Origin of the sequence: Massilia sp. CFBP 13721 (assembly GCF_014842025.1) — a bacterium.
Taxonomy (GTDB): Bacteria; Pseudomonadota; Gammaproteobacteria; order Burkholderiales; family Burkholderiaceae_D; genus Telluria.
This window is the reverse complement of the sequence record NZ_JACYUY010000003.1, coordinates 1-20,602: the sequence shown is the minus strand read 5'-3', so window position 1 is coordinate 20,602 and position 20,602 is coordinate 1. Positions and strand designations below refer to the sequence as shown.

The 20,602-nt window shown below is 63.7% G+C and carries 18 protein-coding genes; 8 read left to right on the top strand and 10 right to left on the bottom strand.

Going from position 1 to position 20,602, the window contains the following annotated elements:
• Nucleotides 1-3: 3 nt before the first annotated feature.
• From fliI to fliE, 5 genes are read right to left on the bottom strand one after another with little or no spacing between them, the layout of a single operon-like run.
• On the bottom strand, nucleotides 4-1,320 hold the full coding sequence (fliI, locus tag IFT60_RS03260) for a flagellar protein export ATPase FliI (RefSeq protein WP_192049483.1): 1,317 nt from the start codon (nucleotides 1,318-1,320) through the stop codon (nucleotides 4-6).
• Entirely contained in the window at nucleotides 1,317-2,015 is a 699-nt protein-coding gene (gene fliH, locus IFT60_RS03255) for a flagellar assembly protein FliH (RefSeq protein ID WP_192049481.1), read from the bottom strand. Before fliH ends, fliI begins: the two co-directional genes overlap by 4 nt.
• On the bottom strand, nucleotides 2,012-3,031 hold the full coding sequence (locus IFT60_RS03250; protein WP_192049478.1) for a flagellar motor switch protein FliG: 1,020 nt from the start codon (nucleotides 3,029-3,031) through the stop codon (nucleotides 2,012-2,014). The genes fliH and IFT60_RS03250 overlap by 4 nt, the downstream gene beginning before the upstream one ends.
• Nucleotides 3,012-4,736, bottom strand: a complete 1,725-nt coding sequence (gene fliF, locus IFT60_RS03245; RefSeq protein ID WP_374000374.1) for a flagellar basal-body MS-ring/collar protein FliF — start codon at nucleotides 4,734-4,736, stop codon at nucleotides 3,012-3,014. Before fliF ends, IFT60_RS03250 begins: the two co-directional genes overlap by 20 nt.
• Before the next feature lie 38 nt (nucleotides 4,737-4,774).
• The gene (fliE, locus tag IFT60_RS03240; protein ID WP_192049476.1) at nucleotides 4,775-5,110 is read right to left on the bottom strand and encodes a flagellar hook-basal body complex protein FliE; all 336 of its coding nucleotides are present in this window, start codon (nucleotides 5,108-5,110) and stop codon (nucleotides 4,775-4,777) included.
• Between the two features lie 423 nt (nucleotides 5,111-5,533).
• Here fliE and IFT60_RS03235 point away from each other — a divergent pair, with 423 nt between their 5' ends.
• From IFT60_RS03235 to IFT60_RS03205, 7 genes are read left to right on the top strand one after another with little or no spacing between them, the layout of a single operon-like run.
• The gene (locus IFT60_RS03235) at nucleotides 5,534-6,364 is read left to right on the top strand and encodes a FliM/FliN family flagellar motor switch protein (protein ID WP_192049474.1); all 831 of its coding nucleotides are present in this window, start codon (nucleotides 5,534-5,536) and stop codon (nucleotides 6,362-6,364) included.
• Nucleotides 6,365-6,715, top strand: coding sequence for a FliM/FliN family flagellar motor switch protein (locus IFT60_RS03230; protein ID WP_192049472.1), 351 nt, complete (start codon nucleotides 6,365-6,367; stop codon nucleotides 6,713-6,715).
• Entirely contained in the window at nucleotides 6,712-7,476 is a 765-nt protein-coding gene (gene fliP, locus IFT60_RS03225; protein WP_192049470.1) for a flagellar type III secretion system pore protein FliP, read from the top strand. Before IFT60_RS03230 ends, fliP begins: the two co-directional genes overlap by 4 nt.
• Before the next feature lie 12 nt (nucleotides 7,477-7,488).
• Nucleotides 7,489-7,758, top strand: coding sequence for a flagellar biosynthesis protein FliQ (gene fliQ, locus IFT60_RS03220; RefSeq protein WP_192049467.1), 270 nt, complete (start codon nucleotides 7,489-7,491; stop codon nucleotides 7,756-7,758).
• On the top strand, nucleotides 7,759-8,535 hold the full coding sequence (gene fliR / locus IFT60_RS03215; RefSeq protein WP_192049465.1) for a flagellar biosynthetic protein FliR: 777 nt from the start codon (nucleotides 7,759-7,761) through the stop codon (nucleotides 8,533-8,535).
• Nucleotides 8,528-9,661 carry a flagellar type III secretion system protein FlhB gene (locus IFT60_RS03210; protein WP_192049463.1) on the top strand — a complete coding sequence of 378 codons (1,134 nt, stop codon included), beginning with the start codon at nucleotides 8,528-8,530 and terminating at the stop codon, nucleotides 9,659-9,661. The genes fliR and IFT60_RS03210 overlap by 8 nt, the downstream gene beginning before the upstream one ends.
• Nucleotides 9,658-11,751: a flagellar biosynthesis protein FlhA gene (locus IFT60_RS03205; protein ID WP_192049461.1), complete on the top strand. Its 2,094-nt coding sequence runs from the start codon at nucleotides 9,658-9,660 to the stop codon at nucleotides 11,749-11,751. The genes IFT60_RS03210 and IFT60_RS03205 overlap by 4 nt, the downstream gene beginning before the upstream one ends.
• Before the next feature lie 258 nt (nucleotides 11,752-12,009).
• Here IFT60_RS03205 and IFT60_RS03200 read toward each other — a convergent pair whose 3' ends face one another.
• From IFT60_RS03200 to IFT60_RS03190, 3 genes are all read right to left on the bottom strand, one after another.
• Entirely contained in the window at nucleotides 12,010-12,840 is an 831-nt protein-coding gene (locus IFT60_RS03200) for a hypothetical protein (protein WP_192049458.1), read from the bottom strand.
• Nucleotides 12,841-12,924: 84 nt separating this feature from the next.
• The gene (locus tag IFT60_RS03195; RefSeq protein WP_192049456.1) at nucleotides 12,925-13,830 is read right to left on the bottom strand and encodes a flagellin N-terminal helical domain-containing protein; all 906 of its coding nucleotides are present in this window, start codon (nucleotides 13,828-13,830) and stop codon (nucleotides 12,925-12,927) included.
• A gap of 202 nt (nucleotides 13,831-14,032) precedes the next feature.
• A complete protein-coding gene (locus tag IFT60_RS03190; protein WP_192049454.1) occupies nucleotides 14,033-14,932 on the bottom strand; it encodes a flagellin N-terminal helical domain-containing protein in 900 nt (299 codons plus the stop codon).
• Between the two features lie 307 nt (nucleotides 14,933-15,239).
• Here IFT60_RS03190 and IFT60_RS03185 point away from each other — a divergent pair, with 307 nt between their 5' ends.
• A complete protein-coding gene (locus tag IFT60_RS03185) occupies nucleotides 15,240-17,468 on the top strand; it encodes a tetratricopeptide repeat protein (protein WP_192049453.1) in 2,229 nt (742 codons plus the stop codon).
• Nucleotides 17,469-17,548: 80 nt separating this feature from the next.
• Here the strand turns inward: IFT60_RS03185 and IFT60_RS03180 are convergent, their stop codons facing one another.
• Together IFT60_RS03180 and IFT60_RS03175 are read right to left on the bottom strand one after the other, a co-directional pair.
• Nucleotides 17,549-18,745 (bottom strand): hypothetical protein, encoded by a 1,197-nt coding sequence (locus IFT60_RS03180; RefSeq protein ID WP_192049451.1) that lies wholly within the window; start codon nucleotides 18,743-18,745, stop codon nucleotides 17,549-17,551.
• A 300-nt stretch (nucleotides 18,746-19,045) separates the two neighbouring features.
• Complete coding sequence (locus IFT60_RS03175; protein ID WP_192049449.1) at nucleotides 19,046-20,215, bottom strand: acyltransferase family protein; 1,170 nt, start codon at nucleotides 20,213-20,215, stop codon at nucleotides 19,046-19,048.
• Nucleotides 20,216-20,602: the final 387 nt, after the last annotated feature.

Here is a 20,602-nt window from a genome sequence, read left to right as displayed (position 1 = left end):
ACCTCATTGCATCATTCCCTGCAACTGCGGTACGCAGGCGTCGAGCGGCGCGCCTTCGCGCGTGCCCTGGCACAGGAAGGCTTCGATGTGCGGCTGCAGGCGCACCGCGCGGTCGGTTTCCGGATCGGCGCCCGGCGTGTAGGCGCCCAGCGGAATCAGGTCGCGCACGCGCGCATGGCGCGCCAGCGACGCCTTCAGCTTGCGCGCCGCGTTCGAATGCTCGGGCGTGACCACTTGCGCCATGCAGCGGCTGATCGACTGGGCGACGTCGATCGCCGGATAGTGGCCGCGCTCGGCCAGTTCGCGCGTGAGCACGATGTGGCCGTCCAAAATCGCGCGCGCCGTGTCGACCACCGGATCCTGCTGGTCGTCGCCTTCGGCCAGCACGGTATAGATCGCGCTCATGCTGCCCTCGGCGTGCTCGCCATTGCCGGCCGATTCGACCAGCTGCGGCAGGTTCGAGAACACCGATGGCGGATAGCCGCGCGTGGCCGGCGGCTCGCCCAGCGACAGCGCCACTTCGCGCAGCGCCATCGCGTAGCGGGTCAGCGAATCGACCAGCAGCAGCACGTTCTGGCCGCGGTCGCGGAAGTGCGCCGCGATCGAGTGGCACAGTTCGGTCGCCATCACGCGCATCATCGGCGATTCGTCGGCCGGCGCCACCACCAGCACCGCGCGTTTCAAGCCTTCCGGTCCGAGCGACTTCTCGACGAATTCGCGCACCTCGCGGTTACGCTCGCCGATCAGGCCGACCACCACCACGTCGGCCACGGTCTGGCGCGTGATCAGGCCGAGCAGCACCGATTTGCCGACGCCGGAACCGGCCATCAGGCCGACACGCTGGCCTTTACCCAGGGTCAGCATCGAATTGATCGCGCGCACGCCGACGTCGAGCGGCTCGTCGACCGGGGTCTTGCGCAGCGGGTTGACCTTCGGCGGGGTAAAGTTCAGCGGCTGGTCGCCGCCGAGGCGGCCCAGGCCGTCGATCTCTTCGCCGAGGCCATTGACCATGCGGCCCAGCCACGACGGGCCGATCATCAGACTGGCTGCGGTTTTTTCGGGCAGCACGCGCGCGCCGGTGGCCAGGCCATTCGCCTTCTTGAACGGCATCAGGTAGGACACCTTGTCGCGAAAGCCCACGACCTGCGCATCGAGCCAGCCGCCGTCCTCGAGTTCGACGCGGCAACGCTGGCCGGTGTGCAGCTTGCAGCCGACCGATTCCAGCAGCAAGCCCTGCGCGCCGACCAGGCGGCCGGTGGGGGTGGCGACCGGTACCGCGTCGATGTCGAGCGAACGCAGGGTCTCGAACAGGGCCGTCATGCCGCGTCTCCTGCGCTGGCGGCGACGGCGTCGCGGACTTGGTCCATGCAGGCGGCCAGGCGGCCCTGGCAGCCGGCGTCGACTTCATGGTCGCCCGCCTTGACGCGGATTTCGCCCGCCACCAGCGACGGGTCGGCGAGCAGGTTCCACTTCCTGGCACGCTTCGGATCGAGCTCGGTCACGCGTTTGAGTTCCTCGGGGTTCATCAGGACTTCAACCGTGTCGCGCGCCGGCGGCATCGCGGCCAGGGCTTCGTCGACCAGGGCCAGCAGCTGGGTCGGCTGCAGCGCCAGTTCGGCGCGGATCACCTGGCGCGCGATCTTGCCGACCAGGTCGACGACTTCCTTGCGCTGGGCAGTCTTGAAATCGCTTTTCAGTTTTTTCAGGGCGCGCAGGGCGGCGTCGACCGGTTTGCCGATCTGGTCGAGATGGGCCAGCGCCTGGGCGCGGCCTTCATCCAGGCCGCGCTCGATGCCCTCGGCCTGGCCGCGTGCAAAACCTTCGGCGCGCGCCGCTTCATAGCCGGCGTCGTAGCCATCCTGCTGGCCCTGGCGGTAGCCGGCGGCCAGTGCGCTGTCCCAGTCTTCCTGTGAAGGTGTACCAATAAGCGTGCCATTGCCGCCGGCGGGCATGGTGCCGTTGGCGGCGCGCACCTGGTGCAGCGGCGGAAAGTGATAGGGCCGGAACTGCTTCATTCGGCGGTGGCCTCGGCGAACAACTGCACGTCGATCTCGCCGGCGTCGGCCAGCGCCTTGACGGCCACCATGATGTCCTTGCGCGTCTGCTCGATGCGCGACATCGGCACCGGGCCCGAACGGCGCATCAGGTCTTCGAACGATTGCGCCTGGCGCTTCGGCATCGCCATCAGGATCGCGTCGCGCAGGGCCGGCTCGGCGCCTTTCAGCGCGATTGCCCACTGCTCGAGCGGAATGTCGTCGAGCAGGCGCGTGATGACCTGTTCGGTCTGGCGCGACAGGATGAAGAAGTCGTACATCGACATCTCGATCTGGGACACGACGTCCGGATCGTGGGCGCGCAGCAGTTCGACCATGCCGGCGCGGTTGTTCGGCAGGCGGTTCAGGATCTCGGCGACCTGGCGCACGCCTTCGACGCTGGCACTTTGCGTGTCGAGCGCGGACAGGCAGCGCGTGACCAGTTCTTCGAGTTCCTGCAGCAGGTCGCGGTCGATCTCGTCCAGGCGCGCCAGGTTCAGCAGCACCAGGTCGCGGCTGTTTTCGGGCAGCCCCTCGATGATCTGGCCGGCCAGTGCAGGCGACAGGAAAGCGAGGAACACGGCCTGCATCTGCACGTGTTCGTGCGAGATGAATTCGGCCAGCCACTTCGGAGAAGCGTACTGCAGGCGCGCCATCATCGGGCGGATCGCGTCGCCGTAGATCGTGTTCAGGACGCTGTTGGCGATGTCGCTGCCCAGCGCCAGGTCGAGCGAGCGCTTCAGGTAGGTGCGCGAGGCGCCGTGCAGGCCACTCTGCTCGCGGTAGTCGTCGAAGAAGTTCTGGACCGCGTACTTGACCGAATCGACCTTGATGCCGCTCATGCGCGACATTACCTGGGTCAGTTCGATCAGTTCGTCGCGCTCGAGGCAGCGCAGCACCGCGGCGGCCGGCTCTTCGCCGATCGACAGCAGGACGATCGCAGCTTGCTCGACGGGGGTCAGGACCGCGCCCTCGGCGTTATTGTTCAGTTCGGCCATGTTTTTTCTGCACCCATTGTTTGACGACTTCGGCAACGCGCTCCGGCTCTTTACCGGCCAGCACTTTGAGGTGATCGACCATCACATCGACGGCGGAGCCGGCAGGAGGCAGATCGTAGTTTTCGAGCAGCGGCACGACGGCGGCGGCGCCTGTGCTGTTGGTGCCCACTGCGGCAGCAGGCAGCGCCGCGGCAGTCATGAGCGGAGCGGCAGCAGCGGCATTCGGCAGCGCTGCGGCTGGCGTGCCGTTACCTTGAGCACCCGGTGCAGGCAGCGCCGGCGTCATCCGCGCCGTGACCGTGCGCAGCATCGGACGCGCCAGCAGCAGGTAGGCGAGCAGGGCGCCGACGATCCAGAGGCCGTAGCGGACGGCGTCGACGATGGTGTCGCGCTCCTGGTACCACGGTTCAATCGGGGCCAGGGCCGGGAAGGTCAGGCTCGATACGGCCAGCACGTCGCCGCGCGCCTGGTCGATGCCGAGGCCGCCGCGCAGGATCTTGTCGATGTTCGCAAGCTCGGCAGGCGTGTAGCCGGCCTTGGCATTCGCCGCGCTGGCGTTGTTCAGCACCACGGCGACGGACAGCTTGCGCAGACGGCCGCGCGAACGCTTGATCTGGGTGATCGCGCGGTCGTAGGCGTACTGGCGGGTGGTCGCGTTCTTGCGCGAGTTGTTGTTGTCGTTGGCTTTGTCGGCGGCAGCAGCGGCGCCATCGGCGGCCGGCGCGGCAGGAGCGGCCGGATCGGCAGGCACCGGCGGACGGTTCGACAGCGTGCCCGGCACACCCATCGCCAGGCGGCTCTTTTCCAGCTCTTCGCGCATCGCTTCGCTGGTGACCTTTGGCGCTTCGCCGTATTTTTCCTGGGTTTCCTCGATCTTGTCGTTGTCGATGTCGGCGGTGACGCTGACCTTGAAATTGTTCGCGCCGAGCACGGGGCCGAGCAGCTCGTTGACGTTGGCGCGCACTTCGTTCGACACGCGCAGCGCGGCGGCATCGCCTTGCGACGCGCCGTCGAAACCTTCGCTCAGGTCCACGCGCGAAGACAGGTAATTACCGGCCTGGTCGACCAGCGACACGCGTGCGGGCGACAGGCTGGCCACGCTGCCCGACACCATGTTGACGATCGCGGCGATCTGCTCGTTGCCGAGCGTCTTGCCCGGTTTCGTCGCGATCACGACCGAGGCCGAGCTCTGGTCCGAGGCGCCGGCAACGAAGGAATTCGATTTCGCAATGGCCAGGTGCACGCGCGCCGACGCGATCGCGTCGAGCGTCAGGATGCTTTGCGCCAGTTCGCCCTCCAGGCCGCGGCGGAAGCGCACGTCCTGCACGAATTGCGACACGCCCAGCGGATCGTTCTTGTCCATCAGCTCCAGGCCGGCCGGCAGCTGCGCGGTCACGCCCTTGGCGGCGAGCAGCATGCGCACCTTGCCCAGCTGGCCGGACGGCACCATCACCTGGCCGCTGTCCGGATGGATGCGGTAGGGGATCTGCTCGGCCTCGAGCACGGTCATCATGTCGCTGGCCGCGACTTTTTCGCGGGCGCCGAAGACCGGTTTGTAGTTGGCCTGGTCCTGCCACATGAACATCATGACGGCGGCGGTGATGACGACGGCCAGCACCAGCAGCGGGGTCAGGTTGTTGCGCAGCGCAGGGGACATCGCACCGAACCTGGCGCCGCCGAAGGCATTCTTGAGTTTTGCAATCACGTTGGGATTTTCCGTTGAGCGTTACAGGAATGGTCGAATCAAACCGGCAGCTTGATCAGTTCATCCATTGCGCCCATCACCTTGTTACGTACCTGCATCAGCATCGAAAAGGACAGGCTGGCTTCCTGGCTGGCGAGCATCGCGCCGACCAGGTCGTCGCTTTTGCCGCTGTCGACGTCGGCCATCTTCACGGCGGCGGCCTGGTCCTGGGCATCGACACCCTGAATCGCATTCTTCATTGTTTGGGCGAAAGAGAAGTCGGTATGCGTTGCAGGCGTTGCCAGTTCGACAGATGGTGCAATCGCCAGGCGCTGCGCTTCGTTTGTCAGTGCAGCAAGGTCGGCTTTGATCTGGCCGGCTAATTCAATTCCCATTTGTTAAATCCTATGCGTTCGATGTGGGCTTCGATGTGGCCTATGGGTAACAGGCTGAGTAGTTTTTTTGCGACATTTGACGATCAAAATTAATCTTCTTCACGGCAAATGTTAAATCCTGCGCATGTAAAACCTGCATCGAATGGCGATTCAACATCCGGCAGATTTCACGCTTTTCCCTCGTGGAAGGGCTTGGTTACTTGGGGAGCGGCGCAAATGAAGATACGATCTTACCGTAGGGCAACGGGGAATTCAAAGCGGAATATGGAGTGAGCCGAAACACCTAAGGGGGTATAATTGTTGCCTTCGAGAATGAAATAGAAACATGCGTTTCAATCTCATCAATTCGCCTCATCAAATCCGTATATATGCCGCGCATTTATGCCACTTAACAATTCAACTGTTCAAGAGCGTCCGCATCAAGTGCTCGATCCGACCCTGTTGGGCCGGCCCGTGCATTTATTGCCGACCTTTGCGGCTGCCTTTGCCGAGGACATGACAGCCATGTTGTCCGCACCGGGCTGGCGCCGTTACTGGAGCAGCTTCGAACTGGCGCAAGTCGCGTTCGAGCGGGCGCCCGACAGCAGTGCCTTGCGCTGGCTCGGCATGGGCGGCGCGCATGGCGTCGCCGCCGTCGCCTTCGAACGCGCCCTGCTGGTGGGCCTGCTCGAGGCGCGCTACGGCGGCAAGGGTCCCGCCAGGCCGCTGCGCGATCCGGCAGGGGAGCGCGTGACGGCCACCGAGGAGCGCCTTGCGCTCACGCTGACGCAGCAGTTGTTCGAAGTACTGGCGATGCGCGTGCGCGTCGCCGCCAGCGCCGCCGGCGTGGAAGTCGAGCGCCGTGCCGCGGCGTCCGCCGCCACGGCCGTGATGCCGGCCGCGGCGCCTGCCAGGAACGCCTGGGTGCTGGCCATTACGCTGCGCGAGCCGCAGGGTGGCGGCACGGCGCGTTGTTACATGGCGCCGGACGCCCGCATGATGGGGCTGATCCTGCAGGCGCTGCAGCCGGAACGTCCACAGCGTGCGGCGCGTCCCGGCGAATCGATCGGCACCAGCCTGAAGGTCAAGCTCGACGGCCGCCTGGTGACGCACGAAATCACGCTCGAAGCCTTGTTCGGACTGAAGGTGGGCGACGTGATCCCGGTTTCCGTCGGCCGCGCCGACGTCCTGCTCGACGACGCCCGCCTGTTTACGGCGGCGGTCGCCGAGCACAAAGGCAAGCTGTGTTTAACCTCTTTTGAAGACGCTGAATAAATGGACATGAACCTCAACGATCAACTGGCCGACGACCTTCTCATCGACGACAACGTGGAAGTGGGCGCTCCTCCCCAAGGTTTTGCAAATAAGCCACGCCTGCCGCAGATGATGCGCCGTATCCCGGTGACCCTGACGCTGGAAGTGGGCTCGGCCCGCATCTCGCTGCAGGACCTGATGGACCTGGGCCCGGCGAGCGTGCTGCCGCTGGACGCGGTGGCCGGCGAGCCGCTGGTCATCAAGGTCAACGGCGCCCCGATCGGGCGCGCCGAAGTGGTGGTCGCGGGCGAGCAGTACGGCCTGAAAGTGATCGATCTCGACGGCCTGAACCTGGACGTCATCACGGCATGAGTGTATTGAAGAGCGGCGCACTGCGTCGCGGTGCTCCAGCTGTATTGCTGGCGGGCGCCGCTCTCGTTATCTGCACACCGGCCAGCGCCCAGGACCTGATGGCCGGGGTCATACCCGGCGCGAATACCGGGATGAGCGTCAAGTCGCAGATCCTGGTCCTGATGACGCTGCTCGGGCTGCTGCCCGTGCTGGTCATGATGACCACCAGCTTCACGCGCTTCGTGATCGTGCTCTCCCTGCTGCGCCAGGCCCTCGGCCTGCAGCAGGGTTTACCAAGCCGCGTCGTCACCGGCATCGCGCTGATCCTGACCTTGCTGGTGATGCGCCCGATCGGGGTGCAGGTCTGGAACGAAGCCTTTCTCCCGTACGACCAGAACAAGATTGGCCTCGAGCAGGCTTTACGGACAGCCGAAGTGCCGCTGTCGCGCTTCATGCTGGCGCAAACCAGCAAGAGCGCGCTGGCGCAGGTTGCGCACCTGGCTGGCGAAGCGCCGAACCTGAAGCCGCAGGACCGCGCCTTCACCGTCAAGCTGGCCGCATTCGTCCTGTCGGAACTGAAGACCGCATTCCAGATCGGCGCCATGCTGTTCATTCCCTTCCTGATCATCGACCTGGTGGTGTCCTCGGTGCTGATGGCGATGGGCATGATGATGCTCTCGCCGCTGGTCATTTCGCTGCCCTTCAAGCTGCTGCTGTTCGTGCTGGTGGATGGCTGGACGCTGACCGTCAACACGCTTGTGGGCAGTATCCACGGCTACTAACGGAGTTCCTGAATGAGTCCCGACATTGCGGTCGACCTGGTCGCCGAAGCGCTGCGCGTGGTGATGCTGCTGGTGCTGGTGCTGGTGGTGCCGGGCCTGTTGATCGGCCTGGTGGTGGCGCTGGTGCAGGCAGCCACCCAGATCAACGAACAAACCCTGAGCTTCCTGCCGCGCCTCCTGGTGACGCTGGCGGTGCTGATCCTGGCCGGCCACTGGATGACCGGCTACCTGATGGATTATTGCGTGTCGGTGTTCCAGCGCGCCGCCACCATTGCAGGCTAGATGGACTTCGTCAGCTATCTGCTGCCGCTGATCGGCGCGCTGTGGTGGCCGTTCTGCCGCATCATGGCGCTGCTGTCCTCGGCGCCGGCCATCGGCGACGGCATGGTGCCGATCCCGGTGCGCGCGCTGCTGTCGCTGGTGCTCGCCTTTTTAATGCTGCCGCTGACGAAGAACATGGCGATGCCCGACCCGTTTTCGCTCGCCGGCGTGGTCGCCATGTTCGAGCAGGCGGTGATCGGCGGCGTGCTGGGCTTCGCGCTGCAGTTCGCCACCTCGGCCATCTCGATGCTGGGCTTCCTGGCGTCCAGCCAGATCGGCTTTTCGATGGCGCAGATGAACGACCCGGTCAACGGCCAGCAGTCCGACGTGATCTCGAGCCTGATGTCGCTGGTGGCGATTTTTGTCTTCTTCGCCATCGACGGCCACCTGCTGCTGGCCACCATCCTGGGCCAGAGTTTTCATGCCTGGCCGGTGGGGCAGGGCTTGTCGGCGATGACGCTGCAGGCGGTGGCGCTGAACCTGGGCTGGGTGTTCGCCGCAGCCATGCTGCTGGCGCTGCCGATCGTGTTCTCGACGATGGTGGTGCAGATCGGCTTCGGCTTCCTGAACCGCGTGGCGCCCTCGCTGAACCTGTTTTCGCTGGGCTTTTCGCTGGTGACCCTGTTCGGTTTGATGATGCTGGTGCAGCTGGTGCGCTTCATCCCGGAACACTACATCCAGATTACGAACGCGGTACTCGAAATGCTGCAGCAACAGATGAGGGCAGCCCGTGGCTGACAACGGCGACAAGACCGAAAAGGCTTCAGCCCAGAAGCTGAAAAAGGCGCGCGAGGAAGGGCAGGTCGTCCGCTCCAAGGACTTGTCGACCGCGATCGGCATCCTGGTCAGCCTGAAGGTGTTTTCGATGATGCTGCCGGATTACCTGGAGTCGTTCCGCTCGCTGTTCCGGCTGGTCTACGTGCCGCTCGGCGAAACCGGGGCCATCGAGAATGCGATGTCGGTGGTCTTCATGGCCGCCGCCATGCTGTTCGTGAAGATGGTGCTGCCGCTCGCGGTGGTGCCGCTGGCGATCGTCATCGGCGGCCTGGTGCCGGGCGGCTGGATCATGTCCGGTAAAAACATGGTGCCCAAGGCGGAGCGTTTGAGCCCGATGAAAAACCTGGGCAACCTGGTCAGCCAGAAGCACCTGATCGGCTTTGCGACTTCGGTGGCCAAGGCGACCGTGCTGGGCTTCGTGCTGACCCACGTGACGCGCTCGAGCGTCTCGGCCTATGTCGACCTGCAGCGCATGCCGCTGGGCGACGCCATCGTGCGCGGCGGGACCATGATGTTCGACGCCCTGTTCGCGCTGGTGGCGGTGTTCGTGATCTTCGCCGTGCTCGACGTGCCGATCCAGGCTTTCCAGTTCGCGAAAAACCAGCGCATGAGCAAGCAGGACCAGAAGGACGAGCACAAGACCAGCGAAGGCCGGCCGGAAGTGAAAGGGCGCATCCGCCAGCTGCAGCGCCAGCTGGCCCAGCGCAACGTGAACAAGACGGTGCCGACGGCGGACGTGGTGATCGTCAACCCCGAGCACTATGCGGTGGCGCTGAAGTACGACACCGACCGCGCCGAGGCGCCGTTCGTGGTGGCCAAGGGCGTCGACGAGATGGCCTTGTACATCAAGAGCGTCGCCGCCAAACACAAGATCGAGACCGTGACGCTGCCGCCGCTGGCGCGCGCGATCTACAACACCAGCCAGGTGCAGCAGCAGATTCCGGCCCAGCTTTACCAGGCCGTCTCGCAGGTGCTGAACTATGTGCTGCAATTGAATGCTTTCCGCGACGGCCGGCGCCAGGCGCCGCCCCGGATCCCGACTGACGTGGCCGTGCCACACCATTTGAGCGAGGTTTCCGCTTCATGAATTCGTTGAACGCCTTTGTCGCCGAACTGCGGCGCCAGAAGTACGCCGCCCCGGTCTTCATCCTGATGCTGCTCGGGATGATCATGCTGCCGCTGCCGCCGGTCCTGCTCGACGTCCTGTTCACTTTCAACATCGTGCTGTCGCTGATCGTGATCCTGGTCGCGGTGAGTGCGAAGCGTCCGCTCGACTTCTCGGTGTTCCCAACCGTGATCCTCGGCACCACGCTGATGCGCCTGGCCTTGAACGTCGCCTCCACGCGCGTGGTCCTGCTGCATGGCCACGAGGGCACGCACGCGGCCGGTAACGTCATCGAATCCTTCGGCAACGTCGTCATCGGCGGTAATTTCGTGGTCGGCCTGGTGGTGTTCATCATCCTGATGATCATCAACTTCGTCGTCGTCACCAAGGGTTCCGAGCGGATCTCGGAAGTGTCGGCGCGCTTTACGCTGGATGCGCTGCCCGGCAAGCAGATGGCGATCGACGCCGACCTGAACGCGGGCCTGATCAACCAGGAAAAAGCGACCCAGCGCAGGAAAGACGTCGCCGCCGAAGCCGACTTTTATGGCGCGATGGACGGCGCCTCCAAGTTCGTGCGCGGCGACGCCGTCGCGTCGATCCTGATCCTGATCATCAACCTGATCGGCGGTATCGCCATCGGCGCGCTGATGTACGACCTGCCGCTGGGCGACGCCTTCCGCGTGTATGCGCTCTTGACCATCGGCGACGGCCTGGTCGCGCAGATCCCGGCGCTGCTGTTATCAAGCGCCGCCGCGATCCTGGTCACGCGCATCGGCGAAGCCGGGGACCTCGACAAGCAGGTCGGCAGCCAGCTGCTGGCGCAGCCGCCGACGCTGTTCGCCGCTGCTGGCGTGATGGTCATCCTGGCCCTGATCCCGGGCATGCCCTTCTTCACCTTCGCCGTGTTCGCGGCGGCGCTGGGCTATGCCGGCTACCGCCTGCACACGCGCGTGCAGCCGGCCGATACGAGTGGCGTGGCCGCCATCGAAGCGGCGCTGCGCGACGACCGCGCGCCGGAACTCGACTGGGAACAGCTGCCGGTGGTGCAGCCGATCTCGGTCGCCGTCGGTTACAAGCTGGTGAACATGGTCGACAAGGCGCAGGGCGAGCAGCTCACCAGGCGCATCAAGGGCATCCGCCAGAGCCTGTCCGAATCGATGGGCGTGCTGCTGCCCGCGATCGGCGTGCGCGACGACCTCGCCTTGCGTCCGTCGCAGTATTCGGTCAGCCTGTCGGGCGTGGTGGTGGCCGAAGGCGAAGTGCATCCCGAGCACCTGATGGCGATCCCGTCGCCGAACGTGTATGGCGAACTCGATGGCATCCCCGGCCTGGAACCCGCCTTCGGCATGGCCGTGACCTGGATCACGCCCGACCAGAAGGGCCATGCGTTGGGTCTCGGCTACCAGGTGGTCGAAGTACCGAGCGTGATCGCGACCCACTGCTCGAAGGTGATCCGCGACCACCTGCACGAACTGTTCCGCCACGAAGACGTGCCTGCCTTGATGGAGCGCCTGACCGCCTTGTCGCCGAAGCTGGCGGGGGCGCTGGAGAAGGCGCTGAACCATACCCAGCTGCTGCGCGTGTTGCGCGTGTTATTGGCGGAAGGCGTGTCGCTCAAGGACATCGTCGTCATCGGCACCACGCTGCTCGATGCTTCCGAGACCACCAAGGATCCGATCCTGCTGGCGGCCGAAGTGCGTTGCGCGCTGCGCCGCCAGATCGTGTCGACCATGTTCGGCAAGAAGAAGGACATGCCGGCCTTTAATTTGTCGGCCGAACTCGAGAACATGCTGCTCGGTTCCCTGAACCAGGCGCGCCAGAGCGGCGGCGGCAAGGTCGCGCTGGATAACTACCCGATCGACCCGCAACTGCTGTCGCAACTGCAGATCAACATGCCGGTTGCGCGCGAACAGATGAAAGGGCAGCACACGCCGCCGCTGCTGCTGGTGCTGCCACAGGTACGGCCACTGCTGGCGCGTTACGCCAAGCTGTTCGCGCCTGGGTTGAATGTGTTGTCGTATAACGAGATTCCCGAGAACCGGGAAGTATCGATCGTGGGGACGGTGGGGTAAGCATGCGGTGTAACGCGTGGACTCGAGAGTCCACCCTACGAGGATGTGAAAAAATCGCCATGGCTGCGTTGCCTCGTCTCGCCGTACCCTCGTACTCTTCGACTCGGCGCCTTGCCCTGACGTTTTTTTCACACCCTCTACGAATACCAATGATCGTAGGGTGGAGTCCCGACTCCACGGGGGTTACATGTGCCTACCATCACCGTCACGCCCGGATGAAATATTCTTTCACTAAACCCACTTCGATGAAATAAAATTTCACCCCTGCGCCGGCAACATCAACGCCAGCTCCGCCACCGCCTGAAACACCGGCAAGGTCAACACCTGCGCCGCATCCTCCGCCGCCAGCAGCGCATGCGCCGACCCCGCCGGCGCAATCCCCGCCTTGAAACTCCAGCGCACCACGACCAGGCCCGCACGCGCCACCGCCGCATCGAGCGCCGGCTGCAGCGCGCGCAGGCGCGCCAGGGCATACGCATCCGGCACCGCCAGTTCGATCGCCACGCCGCCCGGCGCCGGCTCGACCTGCAGTGCGACGTGGGTGCCGTCGGCCAGCGCCAGTTCCAGCCGCAGCGCCGCCCGCGGACGGCGCCGGCGCCCGCCACCGCCATCGGCGCCCTTGCGCACCACCTGCAGATGCTGCGCCTGGGCGCTGCCCGCATGCACCGTGAAGCGCCAGGCATCGGCCGGCAACTGGCCGTCGACCGGGCGAGCTGGCGCGCGTCCCTCCTGGCCGGCGAGCAGCAGCAATGGGGGCAGGGCGCCGGCGCGCGTCCGCCATTCGCGTTCGGCCAGGGTCGCGCCATAGGTGCCGACCATCGCACGCCAGTTGCCGGCCAGCGTGCGGCCATCGGCCTGCGAGAAGACCATCTGGCGCGTCATGAACACCTGGTCGGGCCGCATCGCCAGGCCATCCGCATGCTCGGCGCCGGCGGCGGCTTGCGGAGGGGCCAGCGGCTGCGCTTGCGGCAGCGGCAGCTCGGCCTGGGCGGCGGCAAAGGCGACCGGCGCGATCGCGGCAATGGCGTTGGCCTGTAACGGCGGCGTGACCGGAGGCAGCAGGGGAGCGGAGAGCGAGAGTGGGTTCATGGCGCGATCCAGGTAAAAAAAGGCCAGCCTTGACGCGGCTGGCCCATGATACGTCCGGCTAAGTTCAGCCGGCGCTAGCCCTGATTACTGCAGCAGCGACATCACCATCGACGACATCTGGTTGGTCTGCTTGAGCATCGCGGTACCCGCCTGCATCAGCATCTGGCTCGAGGTCATCTTCGCGCTTTCGGTGGCGAAGTCGACGTCCATGATGCGGCCGGCGGCGGCTTGCGTGTTGGTGCTGATGTTCGACAGGTTGTTGTAGACGTGATCGAGGCGGTTCGAGGTCGCGCCGATCTTCGAGCGCAGCGTGCTGACCGAGTCGATCGCCTGCGACAGCTCGTCGATGGTGGTGTTGGCATTGCTCACGCCGAGGGCGTCGGTGGTGCCGCTGATGTCGGTGCCGACGGTCGAGGCGCCGGCAGCGGCGGTGGTGCCGCCCGAGAAGCGGGTGCTGGTGGCGGTCAGCTTGGTGTGCACGTCCGTCAGTTCGGTCGTGAAGTTGCCGGTCATGGTTTCGGCCTTGTCGGCGCCGATCTGGAAGGTCAGCGAGGTCGCGAGCTTGCCGTCGTCCTTGTGCAGCAGCGCGGTGCCGCCGAACTTGGTGTTCTTCATGATGTTGCCGAGTTCGTCAGCCAGCGAGTCGTACTCGGCTTGCATCGCGGTGCGGTCATCCTTCGACGACGAACCGTCGGCGGCCTGGGTCGCCAGGTCTTTCATGCGCACCAGGATGTTGCCGGTTTCGTTCAGGGCGCCTTCGGCGGTTTGCAGCATCGACACCGAGTTTTGGGTGTTGCGCATGGCGACGGCCATGCCGCTGGTCTGCGACTTCAGGCGGGTGGCGATCTGCAGGCCGGCGGCGTCGTCGCTGGCCGAGTTGATGCGGAAGCCGGTCGACAGGCGGGTCATCGTGGTCGACAGCTTGTTCTGGGTCGACGACAGGGAATTTTGTGCGGACAGCGAGGCGGCGTTGGTGTGAAGGCTCAGCATGGTTGGCTCTGTATCTTTGGTTGGTCAATGAGCAGTTCAGCTGCTCTCACAAGTACAAGACGACCGTTCTCATGCGTTCATTAAATTCCACATGGAAATAATTTGAAGTATTTTTCCTACCCGCCTTCTACGCAAAAAAAAGCCAGCCGAGGAGCGGCTGGCTTTTGCTGTATCCGACCAGGCAGGCCGGAAGCGCTTGCGATTACTGCAGCAGCGACATGACCATCGACGACATCTGGTTGGTCTGCTTCAGCATCGCGGTGCCCGCCTGCATCAGCATCTGGTTCGAGGTCATCTTCGCGCTTTCGGTGGCGAAGTCGACGTCCATGATGCGGCCGGCGGCGGCTTGCGTGTTGGTGCTGATGTTCGACAGGTTGTTGTAGACGTGATCGAGGCGGTTCGAGGTCGCGCCGATCTTCGAGCGCAGCGTGCTGACCGAGTCGATCGCCTGCGACAGCTCGTCGATCGTGGTGTTGGCGTTGGTCACGCCGAGGGCGTCGGTGGTGCCGCTGATGTCGGTACCGACGGTGGTGGCGCCGGCTGCGGTGCCGCCCGAGAAGCGCGCGCTGGTGGCGCCGATCTTGGTGTGCACGGCGGTCAGTTCGGTCGTGAAGTCGCCGGCCATGGTTTCGGCCTTGTCGGCGCCGATCTGGAAGGTGACCGATGCGGCCAGCTTGCCGTTTTCCTTGTGCAGCAGGGCAGTGCCGCCGAACTTGGTGTTCTTCATGATGTTGCCCAGTTCGTCAGCCAGCGAGTCGTACTCGGCTTGCATCGCGGTGCGGTCATCCTTCGACGACGAACCGTCGGCGGCCTGGGTCGCCAGGTCTTTCATGCGCACCAGGATGTTGCCGGTTTCGTTCAGGGCGCCTTCGGCGGTTTGCAGCATCGACACCGAGTTTTGGGTGTTGCGCATGGCGACGGCCATGCCGCTGGTCTGCGACTTCAGGCGGGTGGCGATCTGCAGGCCGGCGGCGTCGTCGCTGGCCGAGTTGATACGGAAACCGGTCGACAGGCGGGTCATCGAGGTCGACAGCTTGTTCTGGGTCGACGACAGGGAATTTTGTGCCGACAGCGAGGCGGCGTTGGTGTGAAGGCTCAGCATGGTTGGCTCCGGTTAGTGGGGTTCAAGGAGCAGCTCATCTGCTCTCACAAGTACAGGACGACCGTCCGCAGCGGTTCATTAAATGCCGTACGGAAATTTTTTTAATTTATTTTTCCGGGTGGTCTTGAGCGAACGGTGTGGCAAAGGTGTAGCAAGATCGCCGACATCCCACCCTCCAGATCGCCGCTAATCTTGCCGCACGTAAACACCTCCCTCTATAATGGAAGGCAGGAATACCGTCTTCGCCCGCCATCCTGCACGACGCAACATCCGCGTCCCGCCCCCTCATCAGCAAAGGTTCGTCATCATGGGAAAACCCAGCAAAGGCGCGCGTTTCACGCCTGCCAATCCAGCCGCGGCACGTGCGGCGGCACTGTTTACGGAAGGCGTGACGCTGCACCAGAACGGCCAGCTCGGGCGCGCCATGGCCGCGTACGAACAGGTGCTGCGCCTGGTGCCGAAACATGTCGAGGCCTTGCACCATACCGGCATCCTCGCTTTCCAGGGCGGGCATTACCAGGACGCGTCGCGCTTCATCGGCTCCGCCATTGCGCTCAGCCCCAACATGCCGGCCGCGCATGCCAACCTCGGCAATGCCCTGAAGGAGCTCGGCCGCTACGACGAAGCGCTGGCCAGCTACGAACGCGCGCTGGCGCTGCAGCCGGGCGACGCCGACACGCTGTATAACCGCGGCACCGCACTCCAGACCCTGGCCCGCTACGACGAGGCGCTGGCCAGCTTCGCGCGCGCCCTCGCGCTCAATCCGAACGACGTCGACGCGCTCAACAACCAGGCCGTGGTCCTGCACGAGCTGGGTCGCAACGACGAAGCGCTCGCCAGCCTGGACCGCGCCCTGGCGCTGAACCCGCTGTTTGCCCATGCCGCCAACAACCGCGGCAACGTCCTGAAAGACCTCGGCCGCTTCGAGGAAGCACTGATCAGTTACGAGTCGGCCCTGCTCGCCAGCCGCGAGTTCGCCGACGCCTGGTACAACCGCGGCATCATCCTGCAGGTGCTTGGCCGTCCGGAGGATGCGCTGGGCAGCTACGACAACATGCTGCAGCTGCACCCCAACTCGGCCGCCGCCTGGCACAACCGCGCGCTGGCCCTGCAAGTGCTCAAGCGCCGTCCCGAAGCGCTGGCCAGTTGCGAGCGCGCCCTGGCGCTGCAGCCGGACAACCCGGAAATCCTGCGCCACCGCAGCCGCTTGCTGGCGCAGCTGCACCAGCATGACGCCGCCCTGGGCAGCCTCGACCAGCTGAGCGCCCGGCGTTCCGACGATCCGAAGACCCTGCACCTGCGCGCCCAGACCCTGCGCGAACTCGGCCAGCTCGACGCCGCGCTGGCCAGCATCGACCGCGCGCTGGCAGCCGAGCCGAACCGCTACGAATACCTGCTCACGCGCGGCACGCTGCTGCGTTCCATGCTGCGCTACCCGGAAGCCCTGGCCTGTTTCGAAGAGACGCGCGCGCAGCGCCCGGAGGCCGCGGCGAGCCACACCGATTGCGGCATCGTGCTGGCCGACCTCGGCCGCTTCGAGGAAGCCGGCGCCGCCTACGACCAGGCGCTGGCACGCGATCCCGGCTTCGCGCTGGCGCGCTGGAACCGCGCGCTGCTGAACCTGCTACTCGGCGACTTCACCGGGGGCTGGCAGGATTACGAAGCGCGCTGGAACGTCGAAGCGCTCGGCGTGTTCCATGAAAAGCGCGACTTCGACGTGCCGCTGTGGCTTGGCGCCGAGCCGCTGGAGGGCAAGACCATCCTGCTGCACGCCGAACAGGGCCTGGGCGACACGCTGCAGTTCTGCCGCTATGCACCCCTGGTCGCGCAGCGCGGCGCCCGCGTCATCCTGGAAGTGCAGCCGGCGCTGGTCGACCTGCTGCGCAGCCTGCCGGGCGTGCACCAACTGGTGGCCAAGGGCGATCCGTTGCCGCCGTTCGACTTGCATTGCCCCCTGCTGAGCTTGCCGCTGGCCTGCGGCACCCGGCACGACGCCATTCCCGATCCGGGCGCCTACCTGGCGCCGAGTGCGGCCAAGCTGGCCGAATGGGCGGCATTACTGGGCGAAAAGACACGCCCGCGCGTCGGCCTGGTATGGAGCGGCAATCCGCACCACCGCCTCGACCGCTACCGCAGCCTGCCGTTTTCGGTGATCGCCGGCCTGGTATCGGATAAATACGAGTTCGTCTCGCTGCAGAAAGAACTGCGCCCACTCGACAAGATCGTGCTGCAGATGAAGCGCAACGTGCGCCATGCCGGCGAACGCCTGAACGATTTCGCCGACACGGCCGCACTGGTGGCGCAGATGGACCTGGTCATCACGGTCGACACCAGCGTTGCCCACCTGGCCGGCGCCATGGGCAAGCCGGTCTGGATCCTGCTGCCGGGCGGCACCCTGGCCGACTGGCGCTGGCTGTGCACGCGCACAGACAGCCCCTGGTATGGCAGCGCCCGCCTGTATCGCCAGGAAACGGCAGGGGACTGGACACCGGTGGTGGCGCGCATTGCGGCCGATCTCGCTGCGCAGTTCGGCTAAGGCCGGCCAGCGGCGCCACGGCCGTCGCCGAGGCAAACCACGCGCCCGGCCTGTTCGCCGGGCTGCCCTGACGGGCAGGATTACCTGCGCGCGCGCGCCTTGACCATGTCGCTCATCCCCTCGAGGTACTTGACGAAAGCGAAGAGCGGGAACTGCTGCTGATAGTCGCGTGCGAATTCGCGGCAGCGCGCGCGGTGGGCATCGGGCGACTGCATGACACGCTCTGCCCGGGCCCGTAAGCCGCCAGGCGCACCGTCGAAGAACAGCTCGCCGTAGTCGCCGCCGAGGAAGGTCTCGTACGCCCAATTCGACCCCATCAGGAAGCCCGACCGGTTGCCCATCGCCCGCAGGGTACGGTCGTGCAACGCATCGCCGATCGGCGCCGCGTCGATGATGCCGTACCGGGACGCAAACTGGAAAGCGTTGTCCGACATGGCGTCGAACGCGAGAAACTCGTGATGGCGATTCTGCCTGAGCCGGAAACGCTCCCACCCCCGGCCATAGATCTTGAGCGGCACATCGGCCAGGTCGTTGACGATGTGCTCGGCGACCATGTTGCGATAAATCTTGTCGAGCAGCATATGGATGTGCACGCGTACCGCCAGCTCGGTGCTCTGCAAGTCCTCGCGCAGCGCCGCCATCATCTCCGGATCGAGCATGCCGTCGATGATGTCGTGATGATTCGTGCGATTGCCATTCCTGAATTCACCGATGATCGCGTCCGCGGCGTTGAGCAGGAAGCTTGCCACCCGGCGCTCCGTCGCCCCGCGCCAGCCGTCCAGGGTCGTGTCGAGATCGTCGAGATTCTTGGGCAAAACGAAAAAATCTCCCTCGAACCGGCCCTGCACACCGTCCTCGAACCAGACCGGCGTCTGGTAGAAAGTTGCAGTAGTCTCGCGTGGATAGTGCATGTTCGCGAACATGGCGAACGAAGCCACGCTGTAGATATGCTGCACCCATGGCGACATGGCCTTGTGATTGCCAGGCATGTGGCATGGATGGTCGCCGTGATAGCAGAGTACCGGCACCTTCAGCTGGTCCCACAAGGTGGTGGCGTCGGTGTCGGTAGCGCCGATCTGCGAGCCCACGCCCTGCCACAAAATGACAAAATCGATGCCCTTGTTGTTGATGTCAGCCAGCGCGTTCATCAGCGAATCATCCAGATTCACGATGTGCGTCGGACGCCCCATCTGTTCGAAGGCCCGCTTCGCGCATTCGCTGAAATAAGTAAAGGGATCGTTCTCTCCCCCGCGCCAGTTGATGATTACGATGCTCATAGTGTTGGAGATAATGTTGAAGTGGGGGGAGTGGTGCGAACTGCCATCGGTTCGCACAACGGTATGGCCGGGATGCGTTGCTGCCGCCATTCTAGATGGAAGGGGAGTGGCAATGCAATCGGGCAGCATTGTCCCTTGCACGCGTTCTTGCCGAAGAGCGCTTGCGAGCTTGTCTACAGCGTGGCAGTCGACGGGTCTTGCAAGCTCATTCCAGGTCTCACCGACAAGCACCGCCCCCTGCTGCCGCAGTACCGCTCCCGCAAGCGCAGCGGTCCAAGCCGCCGCGCTGACTCTTCTTCGTCAAGAATGAACTGCGTGTGACGGAGTTTGCTCGGCTGCCATCGGGTGTCTGGTCATCTGAAACTCCTCAGCAGCATGCCGGCCGGCTCCAAGGCCAGCGTTCCCCTGTGTACGTTCCAGAAAACTAGCGGACAAGAACTGCAGCATCCATTTCTTTGCAGGCAACTCAAATAGTTTAAATATCGCGATGCTGAGAAGAATGCTGCCAAGGACATAGGCAGCAGCGCGTATGACGTCGATACCACCACCCGAGGTCTCGAATATCTTCTGACCATACATGATCACAATCCGGTGAATCATATATAGCGAGAAGCTTGCTTCTCCGAGAAGGACCAAAGCCTTGCCAGAAATTATCCGAGAGGCCAGCCCGTTTTGCCATGCGAAGGAAAGAATCACAAACCCCATCGGTGCCAGGTAATACAGGTCGAAACGGCTACCTTGGGAAATAGAATGCGAAAGCAACGCAGCGATAGCCAGGGCGCTAAGTGACAATACCTGAGCCGCCGTGGCAGTACGATTACTTATCGGGCCGACTGAAGAAAAAAGCCGGTGAAGCAATATGCCAGCAATGAAATCGGCAAGGCGGAGGGGAGGGAAGATGTACAGCAAAAATTTATTCTGCGAGTCCGCATCGATAGAAATCCCTGCCTTCAGACATAGCAGAGCCGTTGCTGTCCATAGTAGAGTCCGCGACCGGAGAGTGATTAGTAGAGGGAAAGCAAGGTAGAAAAAGAGCTCTACCGATAGGCTCCATGCTGGAGTATTAAACGAGAAATACCAGGTAGATCGAGGCACCCAGGCCTGCAGAAGCGCCAAGTTGACCGCAAGCGACCCCACTAACGTAGAACCAGATTCTTGCCTCCATATTAACGACAAAGGCAACGCTATGAAGGCGGTTAATAGATGGATGGGAAAAATCCGGGCAATTCTTGCATGGACAAACTGTTGAGTTCCACCTCTGCCCGTGCGCATTTTGTCCGAATATGAATGGGAGAGGATAAAGCCAGAAAGCACGAAGAAGAAGGTGACGCCGACGTACCCCTCGCGAAAAATGCTCCGGGCAAGCCAGGATATAAGGCTAATCTTGTTCTCGTCGAGAAACTCTAGGTGGCTTAGCACGACCATGAGTGCCGCAACAAATCGAAGAGAGGTTAGGGAATTGAGTTGCATAGATGAGCAAAAGATGAGTAGGATCTGAATGTAAGACAAATCCTACAAAATCTCAACTCTTACCGTGTCGTCTTGACAACATGTACGGCACGTGATGTAGCTGGCTGAAGCGTGTCGAGGTTGTCATTAAGCCCCATTCAGCTCCAAAAGGAAACAGCCACTTATTTCTAAGTAGCTGTTTTTTAAAGGCTAGTCGGCAGAGGCGGAGGGAATCGAGCTCTCGTCCGCCACCTTGAGCGCTGTACTATGGATCTTTTCTGAAAACAACTCATCTATTCATGGCAAATGGCAGTTCGAATTTCGTTCATTAGATGTTGATGTAGTGGTCTAATGCCCCCGGACACCTCGATAGGTGGATAATTCACCTTCGAAGGAGTTTACATGACC